Raw genomic sequence first — 25,565 nt, forward strand, 5'->3', positions numbered from 1 at the left:
CCGTCCCCGGTATGCATTGCTGCGAGCGCCCTTCGTCTCAGAGTGATCCATCGCCTCACCTCCGCGGATTGACAAGGCATAACCGCTCTGAATGATTTATTCAACAATCATATCATCTGAAAATTCATATTCATATTGGGCCAAGTCTCATCGGACCCGACCAGCGCTCCAGGTTGAGGGCAGCCACGCTGCATGCCACTTCTCAGAGAAAGACCCTGCGCTTTTTGGACGATTCGTGGATCGTCTCGAGGCGGCGCTGCGCTTTTCCGTTCATGCGTGCGCACATCGCATCCAGAAGAACGGCAGCGATTAATTGGAAGGCCGCGTAGGAATCGAATAGCAGGCGGCTGTTGACGCGCGCCTTGAGAAGAAAGTCGGCCAACCCTTCGTCGTTGCTGAAACTGGTATCAGTCACCAGAATAATCCGCATGCCGAGTTCGCGCGCAAATTGGATCGCCTGCACAGTCTCCTTTGGATGAAGCGGCAGCATGAAGAACAGGGCCGTGCGTCCGCCAGCGAGATGACACTGCTGAAGTCGGTCTTGTGTCATCGAGCCGCCATCGGCGATGAGCCGGACATCCGAATGGATCCGGGAGGCATAGAACTCGAACTGCGTCGCGAGCCCAGTGGATATCCTCAAGCCCACGACGGCGAGAGGTTTGGATTCGACCATTGCATCGACGATGCGGTTGATCTCATCGGCGTCGGCGAAGGCACGAGCGAGCTCTTCGAGATTGTCGACTTCGGCGAGCACAGCAGTCTGATATCGGTTGCTGTCGGAGCCGACGCCATCTTCGTTCATGGCTACGCCGCCGCGAAGGTGCTTTCGCATCTCCAAATAGCCATCGAAGCCTAGCACCATAGCAAACCGTGTCACCGACGGCTGGCTAACACCCGCCAACTCGGCGAGTTCAGTGCTCGACAGGAATCCGATTTCAGACCCGCGCTCGACGAGACACTGCGCGATGCGGCGCTGCGCAGGCGTCAGGCGCTGGCCGCTTGTCCGCATATCGAGCTCCGCCTGAAGCGCGGACCGGTCGAGCGAACGCGGACCGTCCTCCTTCTGAGGCGGCCGCCGACGGCCTCCTGCGCGGGTGTTCGTCATAGTTGCTCCCTCGATACGCGTCGCGGCCAGCGACCGCCGGACACTAGCATTGCCTCGGATCGGTGCACGCCTCCCGGCTTGCCAGATCCACAGTAGCTCGCTTCGCCGTTCTATTCATCCATTCTCTAACGTGTTGACTCATGAATTATTATATTCAATAACGTCACGCATCGCGCTTTTTCCGCCTTCGACACCTGGGGAGATTCTCGTGGCAGCTGCAGCTTCACCACTGGCGCCGGCGAAACCAACCCCGGCACCGCTCCCGGCTCGGATCGATCGTCTCAAGGCGCTGATGGCGAAGCATGATTGCGATGCGATCATCTCCTTCAAGCCGGAAAACAGCTTCTATCTGACCGGCTTCAATCCGATCATCTACTCTCAACCGGTCATCGCGATCATCACTCCCGACCACGAGCCGATCATGCTCGTGCATGCGCTTCGCGACGAGCATAGCCGCGGCAGTTCCTGGCTGTCGGACATCCGCCTGTTCGGCTACTGGTCCAGCAAGGTCACGCTGGGAGCCAACTGGCTCGATGCGCTGGCTACCGTCCTCGGCGATTTGGGCTGCTCGGCGAAGAGGATCGGCATCGAGGAAAACTTCGTTTCTATCGATCGCATGAAGCAGCTCCGCCAGGCGCTGCCGGGAGCGCAGTTCACCGACGCCGGACGCATTATCGAACGCTGCCGCTTGATCAAGGATTCCGACGAGATCGGCAACGCCCGGATCGCGGCGAAGCTATCCGATATCGGCATGGACGCCGCCTATGAGGCGCTACGCGCGGGCGGGAATGAGCGCGAGATCTGCGTCTCAGCCATGCATGCAATGAACCAGCACTGGTCCGCCAATTACCCAGAGGTCGAAGTGTGCGATTTTGGCTCGCTGGAAGGTGGAGTTCAAAACAACCTGTCCTTCTGGGCTCTGTCCGGCGAGCGCACGTTCTACAATTGCGACAATCCCAGTCAGCGCACACCAAAGCGCGGCGATGCCGTCACCCTTCTCAGCTGGACGATTGCAAACGGTATTCATGCCGAGAACGAGCGCACGGTGGCAGTCGGCTCTCTGCCTTCTGCTTACCGCAAGGCAATGGATGACATTCTTGAAATCCGCTCCGAGGTCGACCTGCTGATTAAACCGGGGGTGCCCTTCAGAGACATCTACAACGCGAGCAAAAGCCGGCTCGAGTCACGGGGTTATGGCGCATACCTCCCAGGCCGTATTGGTCACAGCATCGGCCTTGGGGCCCATGAGCAGTTTTCGATCGATGCAAAGTCGGACGAGGTGTTGGAGCCGAATATGCTGATCACGTTCGAGCCTCACATCCAGATCTATGGCGAGGTTCAGACTCAGATTTCGGACACGATCCTGATTACCGCCCAAGGGCGCGAGTACCTGACGCTGTCCCACCCCGGATATCTGGAAGTCTGAGCTCAGTCAGGTTCGCCAGCACCTTTGCAACTGCGTGCTTTCAGCGCGCGGCCCCCTTTGCTCATTGAACGCATAGGAATCGCTCACAATGGATGCGGCAACGCTTCGTTTCGACGTCCCGGAATATGACCTCTCGCTTCGGGCTCGGTTCCTGACCGACCGGAATCCGGCACTGGTCGAAAAGGTGCTCGCAGAACTGCCGCTTCAGACGGTGTTGCATCATGTCCTCTTTTCGGGACGTGCGATCTACATGCCAACGCGGATCATCGACAGCGAACCAGGCAACATGGTCACGCGGCGACTGGGCGACGTCTATCTTTATCAGCCGAGCGCCCAAATCTGCATCACCTATAACGACAAGACCCCCGAGAGCGCGCCGGTCAACAAGTTCGCAGAAATTCACACGGACGACCTGCCGGCTCTGATCAGGCTCGGTGAGCTTGTCCGTGACCACACGGTGACTAGGGCACAGCGAAAGGTAATCAAGATCGGTATCCGTTCCTCCAGCAGTCCCGTCGAGGTGTCATCTCCGATCGTGCAATTCGGAAAAGATCTGCCGAGTGACCACTGGCGTCATGCGGTCAATCGGATCAACGATGAGGTGGATCGGGTGTGGCTAAACGAGCCGCAAGAAGTCCTCGAGCTCATTCAGGCGGACACGTCCCCTGCCACAATGTTCTTCATGAACAGCTACTTACTTCAGGACGGGCCGAATATTGGATCGAAGCTCCTGACAGTATCGACCGACAGCGATATGACATTGCCGTTTATTGTGCGGCTCACAAAATCTTTTCTAACTGAACCATTCGACCATTTTCTCTTCCTCTCCGACCTCGGCTTTCCAAAAATGAAGGAAATCGGCGAAGCTTATATGAATGCACTTCCGACCTTGCAAAGCCTGGACGAGTATCGACAGCTGACCGCTCCGTTGGTCATCCTGTTGAACCGTATGCAGAAGTGGATGCATCTAATCTACGATCACGGCGGTTTGACTCCCGGCGAAAAGATTCGGCTGAGCTCGCGCTAGAATCAAGCTGCCGACGGGTGTAGCTCTGCGATGCGTCACAAGCAGAAGCGGGCTGTGGCCGGAGAGCTGACATTCATTCTCCGAGCTTCCGTCCGAGCTGATGCAAGTTCGCAGCTGTGGGGCTATTGGTCACGGCGCGGCAGCTGCCCGCCGCGCCGGATAGGTTACAGGTCCGTCTGCTCGGAGATGAGGAGAGCATCATCAACTTCGATGCCGAGGTAGCGCACGGTGCTTTCCAGTTTGGAGTGCCCCAGTAGGAGCTGGCATGCGCGAAGATTGCCGGTACGCTTGTAGATCAGGGCAACTTTCGTCCGCCGCAGACTGTGCGTCCCGTAGAGTGCGGGATCGAGGCCAATCAGAGCGACCCAGCCATCGAGCAGTCGGCCGTACTGCCTGGTTGTCACGTGATCGCGTGACCGACTGCGGCTCGGAAAGAGCCATTCGCCATTGTCGGCCGGGCGCTTCCTCAGCCAAGCTGTAAGCGCCTCCCGGGTCGTATCCGTCAACTCGAACGGCACCGGTCGACCCGTCTTCTGCTGGATAATCGACGTGATCAATCTTACGGTTCCGCCGAGCACGACATCGCCCACGCGCAGCCGCACGAGATCGCAGCCGCGCAGCTTGCTGTCGATCGCGAGATTGAACATTGCCAGATCTCGCACACGCCGATCGTGCTGTAGCCGTGTCCGGATCGCCCAGATGTGGCGCGGCTTCAACGGCGGCTTCGGGCCGATGTTGCGGCCGGTGTTCCAGGCAGGACGCTGATGGATCGGTTGAGCTTCGACAAGCATTACGCATCCTCCATCGGGATGCCGCATCCGAAGCTACTATAACTCATCCAACCCATCGCTCGGCGCCAATTGCCGACATTGGCTGGCTGCCAGGAAGCAGACGTTTACGCGGGCGCTATTTTGACGCGGCGTCCGTATCGAAGTTGCAAGATCTGGCTGCGGTCAGGCGTTTTCCATGAAGCCAACCACGTCATCGAGAACGGGCGCCCGCCAATTCATGATGCGCGCGAGTGAGGCAGCCGTCCCTGCGTGTCCTAGGCCGGGATAGATCCTGAGCGTCACCGAGCGGGCACCCGCGCGGCGTAGTGCGGCGGCGAGCCGCTCGGTGTTGCGGGGCAGGACCGTGGTATCGTCGGCACCGGTGGCGAGCAGGATCGGCGGCGCGTCCGCACGCGCGAAATTGATCGGCTGGGTACGCTCCAGATTGGGGGCATTGCCGAAGGCGGCTTTGGTCACATCGATATCCAGCGGCAGGAAATCATAGGGGCCCGAGAGGCCAACTGCCGAGCGGATAATGCCGGGCGATAGTCCCGCACCCGCGAGATAGCTTCTGTCGAGCGTCAGCATCATCGCATTGTAGGCCCCCGCCGAATGTCCCATCAGATGGATTCGGCGCGGGTCGCCACCAAAGCGTGCGATATTGTCACGGACGAAGCGCAGAGCTGCGGCACCATCCTCGATGAAAGCCGGGAAGCGCACCTCCGGCACAAGCCGGTAGTCGGCGATCACGGTGACGAAGCTGCGCGTGGCCAGGGCGTCACCGACGAAGGCGTAGCTCTCCTTGTCGCCATTCGCCCATGAGCCGCCATAGATGAAGAAGACGACCGGTCGTCCGGCTCCACCGTCGCTCGGGGTGTATATGTCCATCGCCTGCCGTGGGTGGCGGCCATAGGCGACATCGCGCGCGCCCTGGCTCAAGGCGCCCGGCCGCAGCGCGGCGCAGCCGGCAAGGACGATGGTCGACAGCGCCGCCATGACAGCACGCCTGGAATTCAAGATCGTCATGGGCGCCTTCGTGTTGCCGGCCGTGCGATGGATACGCCGGACGAGGCGCGCTGGATCCCCGGGTCGGTCGATCTGCTCAAGGTAATCCGAAGGAGCAGGTCCTGCGTATCTGATGGCACATGCCAATGGAGATCGTCATGCGCTTCGTCGCCGGCTACGTCGCTTTTCTCATCGCCTTCGGCATCTGCGATGCGATCTGGCTCGGCACGATGACGGCGAGGCTCTACCGCCCCGCGCTCGGCGACCTGATCGTTGAACCGACCCGCTATGTGCCTGCGGCGCTGTTCTATTTCGGCTTCCCGCTTGGCGTGCTGCATTTTGCGGTGATGCCGGCCGTGCGCAGCGGCGGCGCGAACGACGCACTCGTCAACGGCGCCCTGATCGGCCTGCTCGCCTATGCGACCTACGACCTGACGAACTACGCCACGCTGCGGCCGTGGACGCTGACGATCACGCTCGCCGACATCATCTACGGCATCGTGGTGGTCGGCTTCTGTAGCTGGATCGCCTACGAGGTCGCGCGCCGCGTTGGTGGCTGAAGCGGGGCTCATCGCCGATCTATCGCTGGCCGGTCAGACCGGCCGCAGCCGGTAGTGGTTGACGCCCCAGGCTTCGCCGCCAGCGTGCCCGAACAGCCCGCTCGTCGCCAGGAAGAAAAGGCGCCAGCGCCTGCGCCAGATCGGCGCGTCCTCGCCATAGACCTCGCGCAGGATGGGCTCGATCGCCGGCAGGTTGCGGTCGAAATTGGCCAGCCAGTCCTCGGCGGTGCGCCGATAATGCTCACCGCTCCAGCGCCACTCCTCCTCGACTGCGAAGAGGTCGGAGAATTCGTACGCCAGCGCCACGCTCGGCATGATCCCGCCGGTGAAGAAGTGCTGGGCGATCCAGTCGGCGTTGTCGCCGACATCGAAGCGGTAGCAGCTCCGCGCATGCGCGAAGATGTGGATGAACAAGCGTCCGTGCGGCTTCAGCCAGCCATGGACGCGCTCGAGCAGCGCGCGCCAGTTCGCCATGTGCTCGAACATCTCGACCGAGACGACGCGGTCAAAGCGCTCCTCGATCGCGAAGTCGTTCATGTCCGCGGTGATCACGCGCAGATTGCCGAAACCGTGCTCGCGCGCACGTTTTTCGATGAAGGCGCGTTGCGAGGCCGAATTCGAGACCGAGACAATGCGCGCCTTCGGATACATCTCAGCCATCCAGAGCGAGAGCGAGCCCCAGCCGCAGCCGAGCTCAAGGATGTCCTGACCGTCGGCAAGGCCGGCGTGCTCGGCGGTCCGCGCCAGCGCCACTTCTTCAGCCGTTGCAAGACTGTCTGCAGGGTCGCCGTAATAGCAGCAGGAGTATTTCCGTCTCGGACCTAGCACCTGCTCGAAGAACGCCTCGGGCACTTCGTAGTGCTGGGCATTGGCCGCGTCGGCATGCAGCGCGATCGGAAGTTCCGCCATCTCCCGCGCGAAGCCGGCCGCATTGCCGGGCTTGGCCGAGAGGGTACGATCCGTTCGCCCGACGAGCGTGGCGATCACCATACGGCTGACCGCATCGGGCACCGGCAGGGCCTCGCCCCAGCTCGACAGCCTCTGCATGATCGTCATCGCCCGGCTCCTTTGGGTGGGAGTGGAATGAAGGCGCTGGTCCGGAGCTGATAATCGCGATAGGCATCCCCGTGCTTGGCGAGCATGTGCTCCTCAAGCGGCGGAATGCCGGATACGCGCACAAGCAGCAGCGTGATCGCCACGGGTGCGAGCCAGGCGAGCCAGCCAAAGGGGTGAGCCGCGCCGGAAGCAATCACCGCATAGGCGCTCCAGAGCACGCATTCGAAGAAGTAGTTGGGATGCCGCGAATAAGCCCAAAGCCCCTCATCACAGACGCCACCGCGGCCGGAGCGTGCAAAAGCGCGAAGCTGCCGGTCGGCGATGCCCCCGCCGATGATCCCGGCAAGGAACAGGCCGAGACCTAGCCAATCCTGAGGCTGGCCGAATGCCACCGGGTTATGCGCCGCCAGGACGATGCCGATAGCGAGTGGAATGCTCGCAAGCGCCTGCAATTGAAGCAACCGGGCCATTTTCTTGGGTGCCTGGGCCCCCCAGTCGCGCTTCATGCGGGCATAGCGAGGATCATCGGAAATCCCTGTCGTGCGTCCGGCGATATGCAGGCCGAGGCGCAGAGCCCATGCCGCAACGAGCGCCGCAACGAAGAGGCGCCGCGCGAGCGGCCCATCGCCGAACGGTAGCAGAGCGCCGGCAATGCCGGTCGCACCGAGTCCGAAGGTCCAGACCACATCGATCCAGCCGGAATTGCCGGTCTGGCGTTCGACCCGGGTCGCCAGGCTCATGGCGGCCGACATCGCGACGGCGGCAAAGAGCAGTGCCGCCGCGAAGGAGGCCAGCGTCACAGCCGCACCAGCGGCTGCAGCAGGCGGCCGAGCCAACCCTGGAACAGGACGTTACCGGTCATGGCGACGAGGCAGGTACAGCCTTCGACCGGATCGACGCGCGGCGTGTGCTCGTGCTCGGCGTCCGCCTCGTCGAAATCACCCGCGGCGTAGCGACCATACTCATGCTCGTAGGCGCCGGACAGGATCGTCGTCCATTCAAGGCCGGTATGCTTATGGTGCGGCAGCGCGATCCCTGGCCCGGCCCGCAGCATGAACACGCGTGACTCCGATCCAGGCACTTCGACCCGCCGCATCGCGATCCGGATGCCGATCGGCCGCCACGGCCCTAGAGCATAGGGACGCAACGCATGGGGCAGGTCTGCTTCGGTCAGATGGGGCGCTACGCCAGCATCCGGCAGCGAGCGCAGCTCGGCTGGGTCCAGCGGCCCTGCCGTCATCGCCACAGGCTCTGCGGCATCGAGAATGGCACCCTGGATTGCCTGGAATTCCTGCACGCGGCGCCGGCTCTGGCCGTCCAGCTCGACATGGGCCGCGACGACGAGCGCTAGCCCTTCGTCGAGCCGGCCGGCGGCGAAGGCGGCGAGTGTCTCGTCAGAAGCACGATGGACGACGCTCATCGCAGATCCTCCAGCTTGCCGCGCAGATGCGACAGAGCCAGCCGCAGCCGCGACTTCACTGTGCCGAGCGGGATCGCCAGATGCTTCGCCACGTCCTGATGGGTGAACCCTTCCAGGAAGGCGAGCTCGACGACCCGATACTGGTCAATTGACAATCCGGTCATCGCTGCCCTGACCCGAGCGTCACGCTCAGCTCCAGAGATCGTCTCGTCAGGTTGTTGAGGGCCTTCTTCATCCAGAATCTCGTAAACCTGTGAAAGCCGCGAGCGGGTCTCGCGCCGGGCGATGTCGATGCGCCGGTTGCGTGCGATCGTGGCGATCCAGGTCGAGGCGCTCGCCTTGTCGGGATCGAACATCGCGGCCTTGCGCCAGACCGAGAGCAGCGTCTCCTGCGCAATCTCCTCCGCCAATTCCGGCGAGGCCCCGCCGCGCATCAGCAACCCTTTCACGCGCGGCGCGAAATGGTCGAACAGAGCTACGAAAGCGTCCCGGTCACCCGAGCGCGCAATCGCGGCGATCAAGGCATTAGGGTCAAACAAGGCGAAAAACCGGTGCCCCTGCGCTGCTGACCTTGTGCGCATGTCTTCGACGGAGAAGGCAAATGCGGCGGCCATGTCCAAGATACGGCGACGGTGCGGGAACGGATCACCGCACAGCCGAAACGCTAGTCGGCAGCCTTCCAGCCGACATCGCGGCAGATCAGGCGGCCAAGAATGCAGCCACGGGTGTTCAGCTCGCCAGCTCCCCTCCTGACGGTCAATGAGTAAGTCCAGTCACGCTTCGGATCGTAGGCGGTGCCGGAGAAGCTGCCTTCGGCCTGCCGCGTCAGCGTCATCACGAGCTTATCGCCGGCCGCCTCGCCCTGGCTGGTATCGCCAATCCAGAGATTGGTGGCGCAGATCTTGTCGCCGCAGGGCGCGATACGGACACGGGCGTTGCCGTCGTCGCGCAGCCAGGTGCCGTCCAGGGTGGTCGCGCTGGCAGCCGATGGCGAGGCGATGATCAGGGCGAGCAAAAGACGTCTCATGCGATGTCCTTTCCGCAGGTTGCGCCCCTTCTACGTTGGTCGACCCTTTCCGGTTTCATCGCTCCTGCCGATATCGGGGTGCCGTTGGACGAAGAGCCAGCCGATCAGGACCGTCAGCGAGGCTGCGCTCAGAAAGTTCAGGCGCTGCAGGGCGACATATTCCTGCCGTTCATAGAGATGCAGCGGGCCCCCCATGACGTCGACGGGTAGGAGATAGGCTCCGAAGCCCAGCGCCGCGAAACCGGCGGCATAGAGGCGTTCGTCGCTGCGAAAGAGCAGGACCGCCAGCATCAGGCAGGGGAACAGGAAGGCTTCGACGCCCGACGCGCTGCCGAAGACGAAGCGACAGAGCAGCGTGTTGCCGATGCCGGCGCAGAGCATCAGGGAGCGGCCGAGCTTGGAATTGCGCCGCATCACGGCCGGCACCAGTGCAAACAGGGGCGTCGACAGGAAGGTCAGGAAGGACGGGCCGATCACGGGCGATACCGCCCAATAGAGATAGAGCGGATAGAAGGGCTGGTTCGAAACGATCACCAGCGCGACCGTGTTCGCGACCGCCTCGCGTGCTCCGGGGTGGGCGGCATAGGCGCCTATCGCTGCGAACAGACGCTTCAGACCCGTCGCGGGCATCGATCCGCCTCCCGGTTGCCTCAGTCAGCTTACGTCCGGCAGTGGCGATCGGCTCACCTGTCCACGTCGATTTCTGCGAGCTGGCGGCAAATCCAAAGCCAGGTGCCCGGCGTATAGCCTTCAAACGAGTAAGGAGTGGCCATGGCGCGGGTTCAGGGACATGCGAAGAAGATCGCCGTCATTGGCGGCGGCATCTCTGGCCTTTCGGCAGCCTGGCTGTTGGGTCAGGCTCACGACGTCGTGCTGATCGAGGCCGAGCCGCGTCTCGGTGGGCATGCCAACACGGTCTTGGTGCCGGGCCGGGATGGCGGCGAGACGGCGGTCGACACGGGCTTCATCGTCTACAACGAGAAAACCTATCCGAACTTCGTCGCGCTGCTCGCGCACATGGGTGTCGCGACGCAGCCGACCGAGATGTCTTTCGCCGCTTCGCTGGATAGCGGGCGCCTCGAATACAGCGGTACCAGCCTCGCAGGGCTGTTTGCGCAGCGGCGCAATCTGGCCAGCCCGCGCTTCTGGGCCATGCTCCAGGGCCTCGTCCGCTTCTATCGCAACGCGACCCGCGATGCGCAGGTGGGAAACGCGGCCGATATGACGCTCGGCGACTATCTTGCGGCCGGCGGCTATGGCGAGGCCTTCCGCGACGATCATCTGCTGCCGATGGCGGCGGCGATCTGGTCGGCGCCCTGCTCGGAGATCCTGGGCTATCCCGCCGAAGCTTTCCTGCGCTTCCACCACAATCACGGCCTGTTGCAGCTCACTGACCGACCCGTCTGGCGCACCATCAGTGGCGGCAGCGCCCGCTATGTCGCGCGGCTGCGCGAGCAGTTCGGCGGGAGCGTTCAGCTCGGCTCGCCAGTGCGTCAGGTCAGGCGCGCGCCGAACGAGGTGCTCGTCTTTGGCGAAGGCTGGAGTGAGCGCTTCGACGAGGTCGTGTTCGCAACACACGCCGACCAGACGCTGGCCATGCTCGCCGATCCCGATCCGCTCGAAGCGTCCGCGCTTGGCGCCTTTCGCTACAGCCACAATCGTGCCGTGCTGCATGGCGACGAGGCTCTGATGCCGAAGCGCCGCCGCGCCTGGGCGAGCTGGAACCATATCGGCGAGCGCGGCAAGCCGGATGCCACCTGCGCCGTCACCTATTGGATGAACCGCCTGCAAGACCTGCCGGGTGCCCGGCCGTTCTTCGTCACCCTGAACCCGCCAGCCACGCTGCGCCAGGGCGCCATCCTGCACGAAGAGGTCTACGAGCATCCGATCTTCGATCGGGCCGCGCTCACAGCTCAAGAGCGGCTATGGGCTCTGCAAGGTGCGCGGCGCAGCTGGTTCTGCGGCGCCTATTTTGGCGCGGGCTTCCACGAGGACGGTTTGCAGGCCGGGCTGGCCGTGGCCGAAGCGCTCGGTGGCGTGCGGCGGCCCTGGCAGGTCCGCGATGAATCCGGCCGCATTCCGCGCACTGCGCCGCGTGAGCTGGCGGCATGACCAGGCATTCCGCCCTTTATGTCGGCTGCGTGCGGCACCATCGCTTCCGCCCCAAGCCGCATGCGCTGTCCTATCGCGTCTTCTGGATGCTGCTCGACCTCGACGAGATCGACGCCGTCGCCGGGCAGTTGCGCCTGTTCTCGCGCAACCGCTTCAACCTCTATGCCTTTCGCGATGCCGATTACGGCGATCGCAGTGGCCGGCCGCTGAAGGAGCAGGTGGCGGAGGCGCTGGCGGCGGCGGGTATCGACTGGGACGGCGGCAGGGTTCGGCTGCTGACCATGCCGCGCATCCTCGGCTATGCCTTCAACCCGCTCAGCACCTATTTCTGCTACGGCCGCGACGGTGCGCTGCGGGCGACCATCTATGAGGTGCACAACACCTTTGGCGAGATTCATAGCTATGTCGCGCCAGCTGGGGGACAGGCTCATCCTGTGCGGCAGGAGGCGCAGAAGCGCTTCCATGTCTCGCCGTTCATGGGCCTCGCCATGCGCTATGCCTTCGAGGTCGATCCGCCGGGGGAGCGCGTCTCCGTGGCCATCGATGGTCATGACGACGCCGGAAGGCTGATCACGACCTCGCTGGGTGGCCAGCGTCGCGCGCTCGACGACGCCACGCTCCTGCGCCTGCTCGCAACCCATCCCCTGCTGACCATGAAGGTCACCGCCGCCATCCACTGGAACGCGCTGCGCCTCCTGGCGAAGCGCATTCCATGGTGGGCGCACCCGGCTCCGCCGGAACGTCCATTCAGCACGGGGCGAGCCACCGCGCACGACGCGAAAGGACCGATGCAGCCATGAGACTGCCCGAAACCGAAAGCCAGGCGCCAATGGCCGAGCGCTCGCTCTCGCTGCCGGGCGGAATCGGTCTCTCGCGCTGGTTCCTGCGCCGGCTGCTGTCACGCATCGCCGTCGGCCGGCTGAGCATCGTCACGCCCGAGGGGGAACGACTCTGGAGTGGGCCGGCCGCGCCGGGCCCGCAGGCCGCGATCGTATTGAAGACCTGGCGGGCCATGCGTCGTCTCATGCTCGATGGCGATATCGGGCTCGCCGAAGCCTATCGCGATGGGGATTTCTCGACGCCGGACCTGACCGCGCTGATCGAGCTCGGGGCCCGTAACGACGCCACGCTCCGACAGCTGGTCTCCGGCACCTGGCCGGCGCGCTTGCTCAATCGCCTACGGCACTGGCGCAACGCTAACAGCCGGGCTGGCAGCCGTCGCAACATCACCGCCCATTACGACCTCGGGAACGACTTTTACCGGCAGTGGCTCGACAAAAGCATGACCTATTCGTCCGCGCTCTACGAAGCGCCGACAGACATGCTCGAGGCTGCGCAGGACCGCAAGCTCGACAGGATCGTCGAGATGCTTGCGCTCGCAGGAGGCGAGCATGTCCTCGAGATCGGTTGCGGCTGGGGTGCCCTCGCCGAGCGTCTGGCGCGCGAGGGCTGCCGCGTCACGGCGATCACGCTCTCGCCGTCGCAGCTCGCCTATGCGCAGCGACGGGTCACCGAGGCCGGCCTCGCCGATCGCGTCGAGCTTCGCCTGCAGGACTACCGGGACCTGACGGGCCACTTCGATCGCATCGTCTCGATCGAGATGATCGAGGCCGTCGGGCGCGACTATTGGCCGACCTACTTCGCCACATTGCGCCGCTCGCTGGCTCCCGGGGGCCATGCAGTCCTGCAAGCGATCACCATCGACCACGTTCTGTTCGAGCCGTATCAGCGGGGCATGGATTTCATCCAGCGCTTCATCTTCCCGGGCGGTTGCCTGCCCTCGGTTCTCGCACTGGAAGACGCTGCGGCTTCCGCCGGTCTAGCCACAATCGAACGCTTTTCATTTGGTGAAAGCTATGCGGCGACGCTTAGGGAATGGCGTCGACGTTTCCTGGAACGCTGGCCGCAGATCGCTGCGCAAGGCTTCGACGAGGAATTCCGAAAGCTCTGGGAATTCTATCTTTGCTATTGCGAGGCCGGTTTCAGGGCGGGGACGATTGACGTCAACCTGATTGCCATAGGCGGACGCCGATAGCTGCCTGAAAGCGCCAACTGCTGACGTTGGGCAACGGCCGAAAACCGGACCTTCATCGTGATGCGGTTTGAACGGGGCGTGATCCCGGATCGGCTCTTGAGGCCGCGGTAAACTCGCGTGCGAAATTGATAAATTCCTTGAACGCGGCGGACGGGTTTTTCCGACCAGGGTAGTAAAGGCATAGCGGCGCCACGGGCTTCATCCAGTCTTCAAGAACGCGAACCAGGCGGCCGGCGGCGAGGTCTTCTCGCACGTCCGATTCCATGAACAGGCCCAGGCCGACGCCACGTAGCACAGCGGTCCGCGACAGGCTGGCTTCGTCGAGGGTGATAGGTCCTTTGACGTCGATCTGGACCGGCTGGCCGTCTTTTTCAAAATGCCATTTGTAGATGCCGCCATTAGGCAGTCGGATGCGGATGCAGGTGTGACGGAGAAGATCGAGCGGCACGCGCGGCTTGCCGTGTTGCACAAGATAGGTCGGCGACGCCACGACGACGTAGGATCGGGCTTGGCCGATCGGAACGGCGATCATATCGCTGGGCACGAAATCCGCGCTCCTGACGCCAAGATCGAAGCCATCGGCCACGACGTCGAGCAGGCGCCCTTCGGTCACGAGGTCAATGTGCACCTGCGGGTATCGGCGCAGATACTCCAATACGAGCGGCTCGAGGATTTCCCGGGCTGCGGTCGGGAACGCGTTGATCCTGATCGTCCCGGACGGCACCTCTTGTTGGGACATCGCGCTGTCCATAGCGCTGTGAATTTCAACGAGAGCAGGACCGATCTGTTCGACGAAGTTCCGCCCGGCGTCAGTCAGTGAAACACTTCGGGTCGTCCGACTGAACAGGCGCACGCCGAGCTGCTTTTCAAACTTCGCGATGAGATTGCTCAGAGCCGTCGTAGAAATCTGCAGTTCCATCGCCGCCGCCCGGAACGACTTGCGCCGCGCGACCGCCATCACGGCGTCGAGTTCGATGAGGTTATGGCCGATCATTGTCCCGGATTTCGCAACGTTTCATCCCATTTTATCCCGATTATCAATCCGATTGTCCATCGCTAAGTTGATGTCCGCGGAAGTAACCGCAGAGACAAGAACTCAACATATCAGCCAGTAGCTAGATCTTGCGATATCAACAGATTAGGATGGTAACAATGTCCCTCGAATTGCCCTCACCGATCGCGCGGTACTTCACCGCAGACCTCGACCCCAATCCGCAAGTGATGGCCGAATGCTTTTCGGACAACGCTACTGTCCGGGACGAAAACCGCGTCCACACTGGTCGCGATGAGATCCGTCGCTGGAAAGTGGATTACTCTAAGAAATTCACCGCGACGTCGACGCCGATCGCGATGGCCCATGACCGCGGGCGCACCGTCGTGACTTGCAAAGTCGAGGGCAACTTCCCGGGTAGCCCGATCGATCTGCGTTATTTCTTCCGCCTGGAAGGCGACAAGATCGGCGAACTGGAGATCACCCTGTGAACCCGTTCATCAGCCTCGAAGGCAAACGGGCGCTTGTGACGTCCGGAACTCGTGGCGCAGGCGCCGCAACCGTCAAGCTTTTCCGCGAGCTCGGCGCCCAGGTTCTCACCAGCGCCAGGTCGAGGCCCCAAGACCTGCCGGCCGAAATGTTCGTCGGCGTCGATCTCACGACGCCCGAGGGCTGTGCGCAGCTCGCGCAGGCCGTTCGGGAGCGCATGGGCGGCGTCCACATCATCGTGCACATGCTGGGCGGCTCATCCGCCCCGGCAGGAGGATACGAGGTCCTGACGGACGAAGAGTGGCGCAAGGAGCTCGATCTGAACCTGATGCCGGCCATTCGCCTCGATCGCGAGCTGGTCCCGGCGATGACCGCACAAGGCAGCGGTGTCGTCGTCCACGTCACCTCCATCCAGCGCGTCATGCCGCTGCCGGAAGCGACGATCGGTTATGCGGCGGCGAAGGCCGCACTCTCTTCCTACAGCAAGAGCCTTTCGAAGCTGGTCTCCCCAAAAGGCGTGCGGGTCGTCCGTGTCTCGCCGGGCTGGATTGCTACTGAGGGGTCTGTTCACTTCGCGGAGCGCCTTGCCGAGCAACAGGGCGTCAGCGTCGAGACGAGCACGAAGATGATCATGGATTCTCTCGGCGGAATCCCGATCGGCCGCCCGGCCAGCGCCGAAGAAGTCGCAAGTCTGGTCGCTTTCGTTGTCTCTGACCGAGCGGGAAGCATCACCGGGACCGAATACGTCATCGATGGTGGGACCGTGCCGACGGTCTAGGCGGCCTCGGCTCTCGCCATCAGCCCTTGGGGTCGGGGTCCATTCCCGGCTCTCCTACGCCGAGGGCACCGGTATGGGCGTAGATTGCGTCGCGCAGTTGCCGGATCAGCTGGTTGAGCTTCCCAAGCTGCCCAACCGTCTGGCCGGACGCTTCGAGCAGATTTGCATTCAGGCAGCCGGCACGAAAGCGAAGAGCGTCACCTTCAGGTGTGAGCGCGATGATGACCTGGCGCTCGTTCTCGGGATTGCGGGTGCGGCGCACCAGCCCGGCCCCTTCCATTCTCTTCAGTAATGGCGTCAGCGTGCTGGATTCCAAGGCCAGCTGCTGAGCGATTCCGCCGACGGTCTGGGCGTCCTCACGCCAGAGCACGTTGAGCACGAGGTACTGCGGGTAGGTCAGCCCGAGCCCGTCCAGCAAGGGCTTGTAGGCGCGCTGGATCGCGATCTCGGCAGAATAGATCGAGAAGCAGAGCTGGTCCTCCAGCGGCACTGGCGGAGCGGTGGTGGGGTCGGTCATCGGCAGGACTTTCATTGCGGTTCACGGAACCGTGATCTCGAAAACATATATCGCGACAAATGTCAGATTGACAAGGATGGCGGTAACCGACACATCTGTTATCGCAATAACAGTTAGCGCGATATTCAAACGAAGGAGCACTGTCATGAACAAGTCCATCCGCAACACCCTTCTCGCCGCAGCCGCCATCGGTACCATGTCGCAGGCCGCTCTCGCCCAGACTGCGAGCACGGCGCAGCCTGCCAAGAATGTCGTTCTGGTTCACGGCGCTTTTGCCGACGGATCGGGATGGCGCGGCGTCTATGACCTGCTGACGGCTCGCGGCTACCGCGTGACGATCGTCCAGAACCCGCTGACCTCGCTCGAAGACGACGTCGCCGCCACCAAGCGAGCGCTCGACAGGCAGGACGGCCCCACGATCCTCGTCGGCCATTCCTGGGGCGGCACCGTCATCACCGAAGCGGGCATCGATCCCAAGGTCACCGGTCTTGTCTACGTCTCGGCTTTGTCTCCGGATGCCGGCGAGACGACGGCCCAGCAATATGAGGGCTTTGCCCCGGCGACCGAGTTCGTCCTCGACAAGGCGCAGGACGGATTCGCCTTCGTCGACCGCGCCAAGTTCAAGGCCGGCTTCGCGCACGATGTCTCCGATGCAGATGTCGCCTTCATGCGAGACTCGCAGGTGCCGATCAACTTGTCGGCCTTCGGCACCAAGCTCAAGAACGCCGCCTGGCGCACCAAGCCGAGCTGGGCCGTGATCGCCAGCGAGGACAAGGCCTTCGATCAGGGGATGCTCGATCACATGGCCAAGCGCATCGGCGCCAAGGTCACCAAGGTCTCGGCCAGTCATGCCCTCTTCATGACCCAGCCCAACGTCGTCGCCGATGTGATCGACCAGGCCGCTCGACAAACCGCTTCTGCAGCGAAGTAGTCGGCCCAACGCCTACAGCGTGGCTCCCCAAACGGCCTAGCGCCGAAATCGAAAGAGTAACCGATGACTAACAACTGTGCCCTCGGCGATGCCGGGGGCTTCGAACGCCCGGCGCGCGAAAACCAGGCGGAGCGCAAAGCCAACCTCAAGACCACCTACGACTTCATCGTCTGCGGTGCCGGTTCGTCGGGATCGGTTATTGCGCGCCGCCTTGCCGAGAACCCTGCCTGTAGCGTCCTGCTGATCGAGGCCGGGCTGAACGACGAAGCGGAGTCCGTGCTGAAGCCCGCTCTGTGGCCCACCAATCTCGGCACGGATCGCGACTGGGGCTTCCAGGCCGAGCCGAACCCGCATCTCGGCGGACGGGCTCTGTCGATGTCGATGGGCAAGGGCCTCGGCGGCGGCTCCAGCGTGAACGTCATGGTCTGGGCACGCGGCCACCGCAGCGACTGGGACCACTTCGCGGCAGAGACGGGCGATCCCGCTTGGAGTTACGCGTCGGTTCTCGACATCTACCGCCGGATCGAGAACTGGCAGGGTCGGCCGGATGCCAAATACCGCGGCACGACTGGCCCGGTCTGGGTCCAGCCCGCTAATGACCCAAGCCCGATCGCAGGTGCCCTGCTGGATGCAGCGGAGGGTCTTGGCATCCCCCGCTTCGATCATCCCAATGGTGAGATGATGGAGGGCGTCGGTGGGGTTGCCTATGCCGACACACTGGTTTGCGAGGGACGACGACACTCCCTCTACCGTGCCTATATCCGGCCGATAGCAGATCGTCCGAACCTGACGATCCTGACCGAGACCGTCGTCCGGCGGATACTGTTCGACGGGCATCGCGCTATCGGTGTGGAGATCGAACGAGCCGGATCAATCTCGGCGATCAAGATCATGTCTCGTTCGGCTGCACATGGGAATATCGTGAGCCGCTTGCGCCCCGCAACAGCGGCAGCGAGGCAACCCTCTACTGGAAGAGCCGGCCCGACCTTACCGCGCCGGATTTGCTCTTCTGCCAGGTGGAGTTTCCGGTCCCGAGTGAGCGGACAGCTCTTCTAGGGGTGCCTAACCATGGCTGGACGATGTTCGTAGGGCTTGCCCAGCCCCATAGTCGTGGTCGGATACGCCTCAAGTCTGCCGATCCGAGCGAGATGCCTGTCGTCAACGCCAACATGCTGTCGGATCCGCGCGATCTGGAAGCTGCTCGGGCTTGTGTAAAGCTTTGCCGCGAGATCGGCAGCAGCGACGCATTTAAGCCATTCGTCAGCGCCGAACGTATCCCTGGAACTGGTTGTCAGGTCGACGATGCCTTCATTCGCGATGCTGCGGTGACCTACTGGCATCAGTGCGGCACCGCGAAGATGGGCTCGGACGACATGTCGGTGGTCGATGCCAAGCTCACGGTGCATGGGATCGTCGGCCTACGGATCGCCGATGGGTCGGTGTTGCCGCGTGTCACGACCGGCAACACCCAGGCTCCTTGCGCCATCGTTGGGGAGCGAGCTGCCGACATCCTGAGACAAGAGTACGGGCTGTAAGCTTGACCTTCTAACCATACATGCTGGAGTGCGATGGCCGCGCTTCAGCAATCACTGAATGGCGCTTGGAAGGCACATCTCCAGGCAGTTCCGTTGTATGGAGCGGTTGCGCTGCGCCAACAGTTGTCGTTGGCGTACTGCCCGGAACCGGACATTCTAACGCTGGTGGACCAAGAGTTAGCTTTCGGCCAACACAGACGCAGCTTCCGAAAACGTTCTGCGTTGCAGCGCGCGGAAGAATGGCGTGCTCGCAACCAGCGCCCGGACGGGCGGCTGTTCAAATCACGCGACCCGCCGGCCTGCCAGGAACAGCTGCTCGAATTCAGCCGCAGGCAGTGGCCGTCCGAAGTGATAGCCCTGCCCTTCCTCGCAGCCCATGTCCTTGAGGCGATCGGCGGTTTCGACGTCCTCGATCCCCTCCGCAATGATCGACAGGCCAAGTGAGAGGCCAAGGTCGATGGTGGCACGGACGATGGCGGCATCGCCGCTGTCATTCAGCAGCTGGCGTACAAAGGTCTGGTCGATCTTCAGCGTGTCGAGCGGGAACGCCTTGAGATAACTCAGGCTGCCATATCCGGTGCCGAAATCGTCGAAGGCGATCTTGACGCCGCGCGCGCGGATCTCGCGGAACGTCTTCTGCGCCTTCCCAGCGTCCTCAATCAGGATATCTTCGGTGACTTCCAGTTCGAGCAGGTCGGGGGCGAGGCCGGTTTGGTCGAGCAGCGCGGCGACGGTGTCCTGCAGATCGCTGTCCTGCAACTGCGAGGGCGAGAGGTTGACGCCGACCCGGATTGGCGTGCCTGCCATCTGCCAGCGCCGGGACTGCCGGCAAGCCGTGGCCAGAACCCAGTTCGCGACCGCGTCAGACAACGGGGAATTGTTCAGCAGCGGGATGAACTGCCCCGGCGGCACCAGGCCGCGCACGGGATGGCGCCAGCGGATCAGGGCTTCCGCTCCGATCACGCTCCGGTCCGACAGAAGCACCTGCGGCTGATAGAACAGCTCGAATTGATTCTTCTCGAGGGCTATGCGGAGCTCGGCTTCGAGGGCCAGTTGCGATGCGACCCTGTCGCGCATGGCAATCGCAAAGCCGATCGGCTGCTCTTCGCGCGTCAGGATGGCTGCCTCCAGCGCCAGATGGGCATTTCCGATCAGGTGATCGGCGCTCCAGCCCGGCTCGGGAACAGCATAGCCGATGCGCACCGTCACCCGCTGGCGCCATTCGCCGAAGACAAGCGCTGCTGATCCAAAATCATGCGCAACGCTATCCACCATGGCCGCGGCGCGCTCCTGCGGCACGAGCAGGGCAAATTCGTCATCGGCGAAGCGAGCGGCTTCGGCCTCGGGCGGCATCAGCGCGCGTAGCCGCTCGGCGAACGCGACAAGCAGCTGATCACCGAATTCCCGGCCATGGATGTCACTGAAGTGATGGAAGCGGTCGATGCCGATCATGACCACGGCCGATACGGGTGCTCCACCCTTCTCGAACTCCGCGACGAGACGTTCTCCGAGCGTATGCCGATTGAGCAGCCCGGTCAGGTCGTCGTGCTCGGCCAGATAGCGAATCCGCTCGCGCTCCCGCTGCTTGACGGTGATGTCGCGCAGGACGAGGCCGAACTGCCTGCCATCAGTCCCCTGCCAGCTGGAAACGCTCGCTTCCAGGGCAAAACGCTCGCCAGTACGCCTGAGACCGACCAGGTCGAGAACATGGTCCTCGACAGACTGCGTCGCCGCCGCATCGCGCAGGCGAATGAACTGTACCGAAGCGAAGTCCTGGGAGTCGGCGAGGCAGGCGGCGAAAGACCTGTCGAGCGCCTCCTCTTCCGAATAGCCGAAAATCCTGGCCGCGCCCGGATTCCAGAAGACGATGCGCCCCTGATCGTCGAGGCAGACGAGCCCATCGCCCAACGACATCGCGATGCGCTGGAAGCGCCGCTCGGCGATGCCGCGCAGCAATCCACGCAGGTCAATTTCATGGAGCGCGATGGCGATCAGATAGGCGCCGAGCAGCAGGTGCCAGCTGCTCGTATCGACGATGACCGGCCATCTCGCCTGAATGAGGAGCGCGCCGATCTCAAGCGCCGCCGCCGTCCACAGCACGATGGCGACGCGCCTCCTTGCGCTGCTCCGCAGCCAGAGCAGAACCATCGCCGCGATAATGGCGAGCGTTCCCGCGATCGACAGCGGCAGGCCGGTAATCTGCAGGTCGCGGCCCTGCAGCAGCGATTCAGCCGCAAGCAGCTGCAGCATGGAGCCCGGAATGACGCGCCCATTGGGGACATTGAAACGATCGCCCAGCTCGACAGCGGTTCCGGCCACGATGACCTTGCGTCCCTTGAGCCGCGCCAGCGCCTGCGGCTCGCCGTCGAGCACCGCGCTATAGGATACGGTCGGAACGGTATCGGTTCTGATGCTGAAATCGATGCGGAACGGCGGGCTCTGCTCATCATGGCGGCCGACCAGCAGCGCGCCGAACGACGGCACGAATTCACCGATGCGTGCGCCGAGGCTATAGCGGCGCACCAGCCCGTCCGTCTCCGGCAGTACATTGACTACGGCAGACCAGCTGTGAGCGGCGAACTCCGGCAAGGGCCGGTTGACATGCAATGTCACGCCGCGATTGAGATCGCCGGCCCTCTGCTGGAAGGCCGCCAGCACGACCGAGCCGCCGGCCTTGGCCAGCGCCTCCCCGAAGGCCACATCATCGGCCGGATTGGAGCGGGCGCTGAAATCGACGTCGAAGAGGATATCGGTCACACCGGCCGCTTCGAGCTGCTCGATCAGCTTGGCATGATGGCGCCGCGGCCAAGGCCAGACACCTATCCGCGCCAGCGACGGAGCGTCGATCTCGACCAGCGCAATGGTTTCGCTGGCCGGGTGCTGAGGCCAGAGAAAGCGCTTGTCGCCGATCAGATCCGCCAGCGCCGCAGGCAGACCGACGAGCCAGGCCAGCGCGAACAGGCCGAATGCAACGAGGTGTGGCCGATACAGCGTCACGTCCGTCCGCCACCCTGCCGGGCATCGAGGTCAACCAACCCGACCCTAGAGCGGAAAAGCTGACGATTCCGTCAAGAGAATCAGCGCCGCCTGCCGAGGCTCACCCCGAGGTTCAAGCCACCGAGGTTCAGACCGAGATTCAAGCCACCATTGCCGTTACCGCTCCCGTTACCGCCGGCATTGCCGTTTCCATTTCCGTTTCCACCGGCATTGCCGTTGCCGTTCCCGTTTCCACCAGCATTGCCGTTGCCGTTGCCACCGGCGTTACCGTCTCCATTGCCGTTGCTGCCGGCATTGCCATTGCCGTTGCCGTTGTTTCCAGCGTTGCCGTGGCCATTGCTGGTGCCGTTGCCACGGCCGTTGTTTCCGCCGCCATTGCCCAAGGCGTTGCCATTACCGCCATTGCCGCCACCGTTGCCGGTCACAACCGTCGCGCCACTGCCGCCATTTCCGAAGCCGCCCAGGCCGTTGGCCTGCCCATTCGCCTGACCGTTGGCATTCGCCAATGCTGTCGCGCCGCCCGACTGGCCAGCTTCCGCATTGCCGTTCCGCTCGGCGTTGCGCGCCGAGCCGCCCGTCGGCGAAAGCTCTCCAGTCGACCAGGCAGTGGCTTGCCGGCGTCCCGAGACAGCGCCCTGGTCGCTTGAATTGCGTGCCAGACCCTTGGTCACCTCCTTGGCGTCGACCCGGACCTCACCCAAGGCCGAGCCGATGCGCACCGTCCCGCCGCCGACGGAAACGGCGCGGCCCGGCCCTTCGCCGCTGCTGGCCCGGCGCTCCTCGCGCCTAGCGCCGGCTGGCGGAGGCAGGCCTTCGCGCGGAACGGAGATCGGGCGGATCGAGGGGGTACGCGGCGCGCCCTGCTGGGTTGGATTGAACTGCCCGCTGCCGGAGAGTCTGAGACCTGCGGCGCCGCCTCCCGCAGCGCTGGCCGCTTGCCCGGGCTGGACCAGCACGAACTGGCCGGAGCGGAAATCAGAGACCTGGACCTGACCGCGCTGGACGTCGACCTTGGCGCTGCCCGACGTCACGGTGACACGAAACTGCGTGCCCTTGACGACGGCGGCGAGAAAGGGGGTCTCGACTTCGAAATGCTGGACGTTCCGCTTCTCCACGTCGAGCAGGATCGAGCCTGCCTGCTGGAGGATGGTCGAGCGACCTGAACCTGTCGTCGTCGGCACGGCGACCTGCGAATTCGCGGAGATCAGCATGCTCTCCGCCCCACGCACCAGCAGGACCCGGCCATTGCGTCCAGTCCGGATCGTGTCGCCGGGCTTGAGCGTCGTGGCCTGCCCGAGTGCAACCTGCTGCACGCCGGAGCCGGCGATCCAGGCTTCGCCCGAGACCTTGCTGACCTGCCAGATATTGTCTTGAGCAGAAGCCTCGTTCGGGCCCAACGCATGCAAAAGGGCCAGAAGGCCCGCAGCCAAGAAAATGCGGGTCGTTCGCAGCATAGGTGGGCAGTCTCCGTCCTGGAGGTCATGCAAAGCCGGCTATGCCGCGTTCTAACAGGCATTTCTGAATGCCGGCTTAGTGCGATGCTCCGAAACAGGAGAAGGCATTAAGTTCTGATTAACCATGTCTATTTACGGTTTTTGGGTGGGGAAGGCTGGGCAAAAGCCCATCAGACGGGTGCATGTTCGACATGGCATGGCGGCGAGTGGGCGGGCTATCCAGGGGTAGTCTGCGAGCGGTGGTCCTACCGCTCCTCATGTGCTCGCCGGCCTTGATCGAGCCTGCCTATGCCCAGAGCGGCCGCTCCCCTCCACCGATCCAGCCGGCCGATCAGGGGCTCGAGCAGCGGCGCGTCGAGCGGCTGCAGGAGACCCGGAACGGGATTTCGGTTCCGACGGTGAGATCCGCGCCCGACCAACCGGCCGGTGAAGAACGGGCGCTGTTCACGCTCGCCGCTGTGAGGATCGAGGGCGACAGTCCGCTCGGCCCCAGCGAGATCGAGGCCACCTATCGCGACAAGCTCGGCAAGCCGATCTCTCAGGCGGGTCTCGTCGCCCTCGCCGGCGAGATCAGCAGGCTTCATCGCGACGCCGGCTATAACCTCACGCGCGCGCTCATACCGCCGCAGGACATCAAGCGCGGCGTCGTCACCATCAGGATCATCCCCGGCACCGTCGCAGAACTGGTGGTGCAGGGCGACGAGGCGAACCGCTTCGGCACGCGCCGGATGCTGGCGCCGATCGCCGAGGAGGCGCCGGCCAGGCTGGCGACGCTCGAGCGCCAGCTCCTGCTCGTCAACGATCTGCCGGGGGTACGCGTCAAGGACACGACGCTGGAGGAAATCGGGACCGGCTCCGGACAGTTCCGTCTGACCGTGATCCTCCACAGCTGGAGCGTGTTCGTCTCCGCGGGCTTCGACAATGCCGCTTCGAATGCCGTCGGTCCGTGGCAAGCCTATTTCGGCGCTGCGCTGAATTCGTTGATCGTCCCCAGCGACACCCTCGCTGTGAACCTCTCGTCGGTCCCGGGCTCGACACAGGAACTGCGCTATGGCCGCATCTCCTATGATACGCCGCTCGGCAATGACTGGCTGCGGGTCGGTGTCGCGGCCTCGCGCAGCGTCGTCTGGCCCGGCGATCTGCGTCGGCTCGGCCGTGTCCGGTCCGATGCCGAGAATCTCGAAGCCAGGGCGACGGTCGTCGCACTGCAGACACAGCGGCAATCGCTCTCGCTGACCGCCAGCCTGGGCATCAGCAACATCGTCGAGGAGAGCGTCTTCGGCATCAACTATCGTGATCGCCTGCGGATCGCGAGCCTGACGGCCGATTATCGTCTCCGCGACGACTGGCAAGGCACGACCTACGCGACGCTCGGCCTGCGCAAGGGGCTCGGCATCGACGATGCCTCGCGCCGTTACGATCCGTTGCTCTCGCGTTTCGACGGCTCGGGCGACTTCTATGTCCTGCAAGGTGCGCTGACGCGCTATCAGGGTCTTGGCGAAAGCTGGTCGATGAAGCTTGCCGGCTCCGGTCAGGTCAGCTCCGAGGCGTTGCTGATCTCGCAGCAGTTCTATCTCGGTGGCGGCGCCTTCGGACGCGCCTTCCAGAGCGGCTGGCTCGCCGGCGACAACGGCATCGCCGGCTCGGCCGAGCTGCGCTACGACTATCGGCCAGGGCTGCCTTTCCTGAAGAACGTGCAGCTGTTCGGCTTCGTCGAAGGCGGAGCGGTCCGCAGCTATGCGGCACCGAAGGACATCGTCCAGTCGCTCTCCGCGGTGGGCGGCGGCGTACGCCTGCAACTCAACGATTCGATCGAGGCCGGCATCACCGTCGCCGCGCCGCTGAGCTACAACTCGCCCATCAGAGGTGGCCGCGGCGCGACCGTCCTGTTCTCGCTGTCGACGATTCTGAAGGCTTGTCCCGAGCGGGGAGATTGGCACTGCGGGTAGCGGGCGCCAACCCACACAAAAGCAAGCCGGGACGCGATACCAAACTCGCCAGTCGACGGGTCTCGGTCGCTGGCTTGCCTGAAAGCCGACATACAAGATGTCAGCTAAGGGCCAGCTAAGGTCATTCGCGTTGGTGTTCGTTGCTGTTTTCTGGGGTGATTAGCTCGACGTGGTTGACCCCAAGGGCACGAGCGAGTTCGAATAGCGTGATGACTGTAGGGTTCCGTCGCCCGCGCTCGAGATCGCTGATGTACTGTTGGCTGAAGCCAGACCGTTCCTCGACCTGCTCCTGAGTGAGGCCCTTTTCACGCCGAAGCCGCGCGAAATTCCGGCCGACGAGTTTGCGCATGTCCATGCACAACGCCGTGCCAATTTACACAC

At 63.5% G+C, this 25,565-nt stretch carries 24 protein-coding genes and 1 pseudogene; 11 read left to right on the top strand and 14 right to left on the bottom strand.

The features are described 5' to 3' along the window. Window positions 1-202: 202 nt before the first annotated feature. Entirely contained in the window at window positions 203-1,105 is a 903-nt protein-coding gene (locus ACQKLX_RS03995; RefSeq protein WP_427359698.1) for a MurR/RpiR family transcriptional regulator, read from the bottom strand. A 208-nt stretch (window positions 1,106-1,313) separates the two neighbouring features. Between ACQKLX_RS03995 and ACQKLX_RS04000 the strand changes: the two genes are divergently transcribed. Together ACQKLX_RS04000 and ACQKLX_RS04005 are read left to right on the top strand one after the other, a co-directional pair. Then, the gene (locus ACQKLX_RS04000; RefSeq protein ID WP_427359700.1) at window positions 1,314-2,531 is read left to right on the top strand and encodes a M24 family metallopeptidase; all 1,218 of its coding nucleotides are present in this window, start codon (window positions 1,314-1,316) and stop codon (window positions 2,529-2,531) included. An 88-nt stretch (window positions 2,532-2,619) separates the two neighbouring features. Beyond that, window positions 2,620-3,558, top strand: a complete 939-nt coding sequence (locus ACQKLX_RS04005) for a cucumopine synthase-related protein (protein ID WP_427359702.1) — start codon at window positions 2,620-2,622, stop codon at window positions 3,556-3,558. A 164-nt stretch (window positions 3,559-3,722) separates the two neighbouring features. Here the strand turns inward: ACQKLX_RS04005 and ACQKLX_RS04010 are convergent, their stop codons facing one another. Together ACQKLX_RS04010 and ACQKLX_RS04015 are read right to left on the bottom strand one after the other, a co-directional pair. Continuing rightward, window positions 3,723-4,349: a tyrosine-type recombinase/integrase gene (locus ACQKLX_RS04010; protein ID WP_427359703.1), complete on the bottom strand. Its 627-nt coding sequence runs from the start codon at window positions 4,347-4,349 to the stop codon at window positions 3,723-3,725. A gap of 162 nt (window positions 4,350-4,511) precedes the next feature. Beyond that, window positions 4,512-5,354, bottom strand: a complete 843-nt coding sequence (locus tag ACQKLX_RS04015; protein WP_427359705.1) for an alpha/beta hydrolase — start codon at window positions 5,352-5,354, stop codon at window positions 4,512-4,514. A gap of 137 nt (window positions 5,355-5,491) precedes the next feature. Between ACQKLX_RS04015 and ACQKLX_RS04020 the strand changes: the two genes are divergently transcribed. Further along, window positions 5,492-5,893, top strand: coding sequence for a DUF2177 family protein (locus ACQKLX_RS04020; protein WP_427359707.1), 402 nt, complete (start codon window positions 5,492-5,494; stop codon window positions 5,891-5,893). Between the two features lie 33 nt (window positions 5,894-5,926). On the opposite strand, the gene ACQKLX_RS04025 is transcribed toward ACQKLX_RS04020, so the two are convergent. Genes ACQKLX_RS04025 through ACQKLX_RS04050 form a run of 6 tightly spaced genes read right to left on the bottom strand, consistent with a single transcriptional unit; the run spans window position 5,927 to window position 10,026 of the window. Then, the gene (locus tag ACQKLX_RS04025; RefSeq protein WP_427359709.1) at window positions 5,927-6,949 is read right to left on the bottom strand and encodes an SAM-dependent methyltransferase; all 1,023 of its coding nucleotides are present in this window, start codon (window positions 6,947-6,949) and stop codon (window positions 5,927-5,929) included. Next, the gene (locus tag ACQKLX_RS04030; protein WP_427359711.1) at window positions 6,946-7,749 is read right to left on the bottom strand and encodes a DUF1295 domain-containing protein; all 804 of its coding nucleotides are present in this window, start codon (window positions 7,747-7,749) and stop codon (window positions 6,946-6,948) included. Before ACQKLX_RS04030 ends, ACQKLX_RS04025 begins: the two co-directional genes overlap by 4 nt. Next, entirely contained in the window at window positions 7,746-8,369 is a 624-nt protein-coding gene (locus ACQKLX_RS04035; protein WP_427359712.1) for a ChrR family anti-sigma-E factor, read from the bottom strand. Before ACQKLX_RS04035 ends, ACQKLX_RS04030 begins: the two co-directional genes overlap by 4 nt. Further along, the gene (locus tag ACQKLX_RS04040; RefSeq protein WP_427359713.1) at window positions 8,366-8,983 is read right to left on the bottom strand and encodes a sigma-70 family RNA polymerase sigma factor; all 618 of its coding nucleotides are present in this window, start codon (window positions 8,981-8,983) and stop codon (window positions 8,366-8,368) included. The genes ACQKLX_RS04035 and ACQKLX_RS04040 overlap by 4 nt, the downstream gene beginning before the upstream one ends. 50 nt (window positions 8,984-9,033) lie before the next feature. Further along, a complete protein-coding gene (locus ACQKLX_RS04045; RefSeq protein ID WP_427359715.1) occupies window positions 9,034-9,396 on the bottom strand; it encodes a DUF2147 domain-containing protein in 363 nt (120 codons plus the stop codon). A gap of 30 nt (window positions 9,397-9,426) precedes the next feature. Continuing rightward, complete coding sequence (locus ACQKLX_RS04050) at window positions 9,427-10,026, bottom strand: hypothetical protein (RefSeq protein WP_427359717.1); 600 nt, start codon at window positions 10,024-10,026, stop codon at window positions 9,427-9,429. A gap of 141 nt (window positions 10,027-10,167) precedes the next feature. Here ACQKLX_RS04050 and ACQKLX_RS04055 point away from each other — a divergent pair, with 141 nt between their 5' ends. Genes ACQKLX_RS04055 through ACQKLX_RS04065 form a run of 3 tightly spaced genes read left to right on the top strand, consistent with a single transcriptional unit; the run spans window position 10,168 to window position 13,543 of the window. Beyond that, window positions 10,168-11,508 carry an NAD(P)/FAD-dependent oxidoreductase gene (locus ACQKLX_RS04055; RefSeq protein WP_427359719.1) on the top strand — a complete coding sequence of 447 codons (1,341 nt, stop codon included), beginning with the start codon at window positions 10,168-10,170 and terminating at the stop codon, window positions 11,506-11,508. Continuing rightward, complete coding sequence (locus ACQKLX_RS04060; protein WP_427359720.1) at window positions 11,505-12,308, top strand: DUF1365 domain-containing protein; 804 nt, start codon at window positions 11,505-11,507, stop codon at window positions 12,306-12,308. The genes ACQKLX_RS04055 and ACQKLX_RS04060 overlap by 4 nt, the downstream gene beginning before the upstream one ends. Beyond that, on the top strand, window positions 12,224-13,543 hold the full coding sequence (locus tag ACQKLX_RS04065) for a class I SAM-dependent methyltransferase (RefSeq protein WP_427359722.1): 1,320 nt from the start codon (window positions 12,224-12,226) through the stop codon (window positions 13,541-13,543). Before ACQKLX_RS04060 ends, ACQKLX_RS04065 begins: the two co-directional genes overlap by 85 nt. A gap of 52 nt (window positions 13,544-13,595) precedes the next feature. Here the strand turns inward: ACQKLX_RS04065 and ACQKLX_RS04070 are convergent, their stop codons facing one another. Next, window positions 13,596-14,537, bottom strand: a complete 942-nt coding sequence (locus tag ACQKLX_RS04070; RefSeq protein ID WP_427359723.1) for a LysR family transcriptional regulator — start codon at window positions 14,535-14,537, stop codon at window positions 13,596-13,598. Window positions 14,538-14,695: 158 nt separating this feature from the next. Between ACQKLX_RS04070 and ACQKLX_RS04075 the strand changes: the two genes are divergently transcribed. Both ACQKLX_RS04075 and ACQKLX_RS04080 read left to right on the top strand, forming a co-directional pair. Then, window positions 14,696-15,025 (top strand): nuclear transport factor 2 family protein, encoded by a 330-nt coding sequence (locus tag ACQKLX_RS04075; RefSeq protein ID WP_427359725.1) that lies wholly within the window; start codon window positions 14,696-14,698, stop codon window positions 15,023-15,025. After that, a complete protein-coding gene (locus ACQKLX_RS04080) occupies window positions 15,022-15,801 on the top strand; it encodes an SDR family oxidoreductase (protein ID WP_427359727.1) in 780 nt (259 codons plus the stop codon). The genes ACQKLX_RS04075 and ACQKLX_RS04080 overlap by 4 nt, the downstream gene beginning before the upstream one ends. 19 nt (window positions 15,802-15,820) lie before the next feature. Here ACQKLX_RS04080 and ACQKLX_RS04085 read toward each other — a convergent pair whose 3' ends face one another. Beyond that, complete coding sequence (locus ACQKLX_RS04085) at window positions 15,821-16,318, bottom strand: MarR family winged helix-turn-helix transcriptional regulator (protein WP_427359729.1); 498 nt, start codon at window positions 16,316-16,318, stop codon at window positions 15,821-15,823. A gap of 145 nt (window positions 16,319-16,463) precedes the next feature. Here ACQKLX_RS04085 and ACQKLX_RS04090 point away from each other — a divergent pair, with 145 nt between their 5' ends. After that, window positions 16,464-17,249 carry an alpha/beta fold hydrolase gene (locus tag ACQKLX_RS04090; RefSeq protein WP_427359731.1) on the top strand — a complete coding sequence of 262 codons (786 nt, stop codon included), beginning with the start codon at window positions 16,464-16,466 and terminating at the stop codon, window positions 17,247-17,249. Between the two features lie 63 nt (window positions 17,250-17,312). Further along, a pseudogene (locus ACQKLX_RS04095) lies at window positions 17,313-18,784 on the top strand (GMC family oxidoreductase). A gap of 282 nt (window positions 18,785-19,066) precedes the next feature. Here the strand turns inward: ACQKLX_RS04095 and ACQKLX_RS04100 are convergent. Both ACQKLX_RS04100 and ACQKLX_RS04105 read right to left on the bottom strand, forming a co-directional pair. Beyond that, complete coding sequence (locus ACQKLX_RS04100) at window positions 19,067-21,781, bottom strand: EAL domain-containing protein (RefSeq protein ID WP_427359732.1); 2,715 nt, start codon at window positions 21,779-21,781, stop codon at window positions 19,067-19,069. An 80-nt stretch (window positions 21,782-21,861) separates the two neighbouring features. Next, window positions 21,862-23,235 (bottom strand): FecR domain-containing protein, encoded by a 1,374-nt coding sequence (locus ACQKLX_RS04105; RefSeq protein WP_427359734.1) that lies wholly within the window; start codon window positions 23,233-23,235, stop codon window positions 21,862-21,864. 272 nt (window positions 23,236-23,507) lie between these two features. On the opposite strand from ACQKLX_RS04105, the gene ACQKLX_RS04110 reads away from it, so the two are divergent. Beyond that, entirely contained in the window at window positions 23,508-25,184 is a 1,677-nt protein-coding gene (locus ACQKLX_RS04110) for a ShlB/FhaC/HecB family hemolysin secretion/activation protein (protein WP_427359736.1), read from the top strand. 121 nt (window positions 25,185-25,305) lie between these two features. On the opposite strand, the gene ACQKLX_RS04115 is transcribed toward ACQKLX_RS04110, so the two are convergent. Further along, complete coding sequence (locus ACQKLX_RS04115) at window positions 25,306-25,539, bottom strand: helix-turn-helix domain-containing protein (protein ID WP_427359737.1); 234 nt, start codon at window positions 25,537-25,539, stop codon at window positions 25,306-25,308. Window positions 25,540-25,565 lie beyond the last annotated feature (26 nt).

The organism is Allobosea sp. NPDC003192, assembly GCF_050275675.1.
Taxonomy (GTDB): domain Bacteria; phylum Pseudomonadota; class Alphaproteobacteria; order Rhizobiales; family Beijerinckiaceae; genus Allobosea.

Excerpts from the sequence above, each read along its gene's own strand:
- ACQKLX_RS04075 (WP_427359725.1), top strand. The coding sequence starts at position 14,696 with ATGTCCCTCGAATTGCCCTCACCGATCGCGCGGTACTTCACCGCAGAC.
- ACQKLX_RS04040 (WP_427359713.1), bottom strand. The coding sequence starts at position 8,983 with ATGGCCGCCGCATTTGCCTTCTCCGTCGAAGACATGCGCACAAGGTCA.
- ACQKLX_RS04090 (WP_427359731.1), top strand. The coding sequence starts at position 16,464 with ATGAACAAGTCCATCCGCAACACCCTTCTCGCCGCAGCCGCCATCGGT.
- ACQKLX_RS04015 (WP_427359705.1), bottom strand. The coding sequence starts at position 5,354 with ATGACGATCTTGAATTCCAGGCGTGCTGTCATGGCGGCGCTGTCGACC.
- ACQKLX_RS04115 (WP_427359737.1), bottom strand. The coding sequence starts at position 25,539 with ATGGACATGCGCAAACTCGTCGGCCGGAATTTCGCGCGGCTTCGGCGT.
- ACQKLX_RS03995 (WP_427359698.1), bottom strand. The coding sequence starts at position 1,105 with ATGACGAACACCCGCGCAGGAGGCCGTCGGCGGCCGCCTCAGAAGGAG.
- ACQKLX_RS04025 (WP_427359709.1), bottom strand. The coding sequence starts at position 6,949 with ATGACGATCATGCAGAGGCTGTCGAGCTGGGGCGAGGCCCTGCCGGTG.
- ACQKLX_RS04085 (WP_427359729.1), bottom strand. The coding sequence starts at position 16,318 with ATGACCGACCCCACCACCGCTCCGCCAGTGCCGCTGGAGGACCAGCTC.
- ACQKLX_RS04010 (WP_427359703.1), bottom strand. The coding sequence starts at position 4,349 with ATGCTTGTCGAAGCTCAACCGATCCATCAGCGTCCTGCCTGGAACACC.
- ACQKLX_RS04070 (WP_427359723.1), bottom strand. The coding sequence starts at position 14,537 with ATGATCGGCCATAACCTCATCGAACTCGACGCCGTGATGGCGGTCGCG.
- ACQKLX_RS04105 (WP_427359734.1), bottom strand. The coding sequence starts at position 23,235 with ATGCTGCGAACGACCCGCATTTTCTTGGCTGCGGGCCTTCTGGCCCTT.
- ACQKLX_RS04055 (WP_427359719.1), top strand. The coding sequence starts at position 10,168 with ATGGCGCGGGTTCAGGGACATGCGAAGAAGATCGCCGTCATTGGCGGC.
- ACQKLX_RS04035 (WP_427359712.1), bottom strand. The coding sequence starts at position 8,369 with ATGAGCGTCGTCCATCGTGCTTCTGACGAGACACTCGCCGCCTTCGCC.
- ACQKLX_RS04045 (WP_427359715.1), bottom strand. The coding sequence starts at position 9,396 with ATGAGACGTCTTTTGCTCGCCCTGATCATCGCCTCGCCATCGGCTGCC.
- ACQKLX_RS04060 (WP_427359720.1), top strand. The coding sequence starts at position 11,505 with ATGACCAGGCATTCCGCCCTTTATGTCGGCTGCGTGCGGCACCATCGC.
- ACQKLX_RS04020 (WP_427359707.1), top strand. The coding sequence starts at position 5,492 with ATGCGCTTCGTCGCCGGCTACGTCGCTTTTCTCATCGCCTTCGGCATC.
- ACQKLX_RS04005 (WP_427359702.1), top strand. The coding sequence starts at position 2,620 with ATGGATGCGGCAACGCTTCGTTTCGACGTCCCGGAATATGACCTCTCG.
- ACQKLX_RS04050 (WP_427359717.1), bottom strand. The coding sequence starts at position 10,026 with ATGCCCGCGACGGGTCTGAAGCGTCTGTTCGCAGCGATAGGCGCCTAT.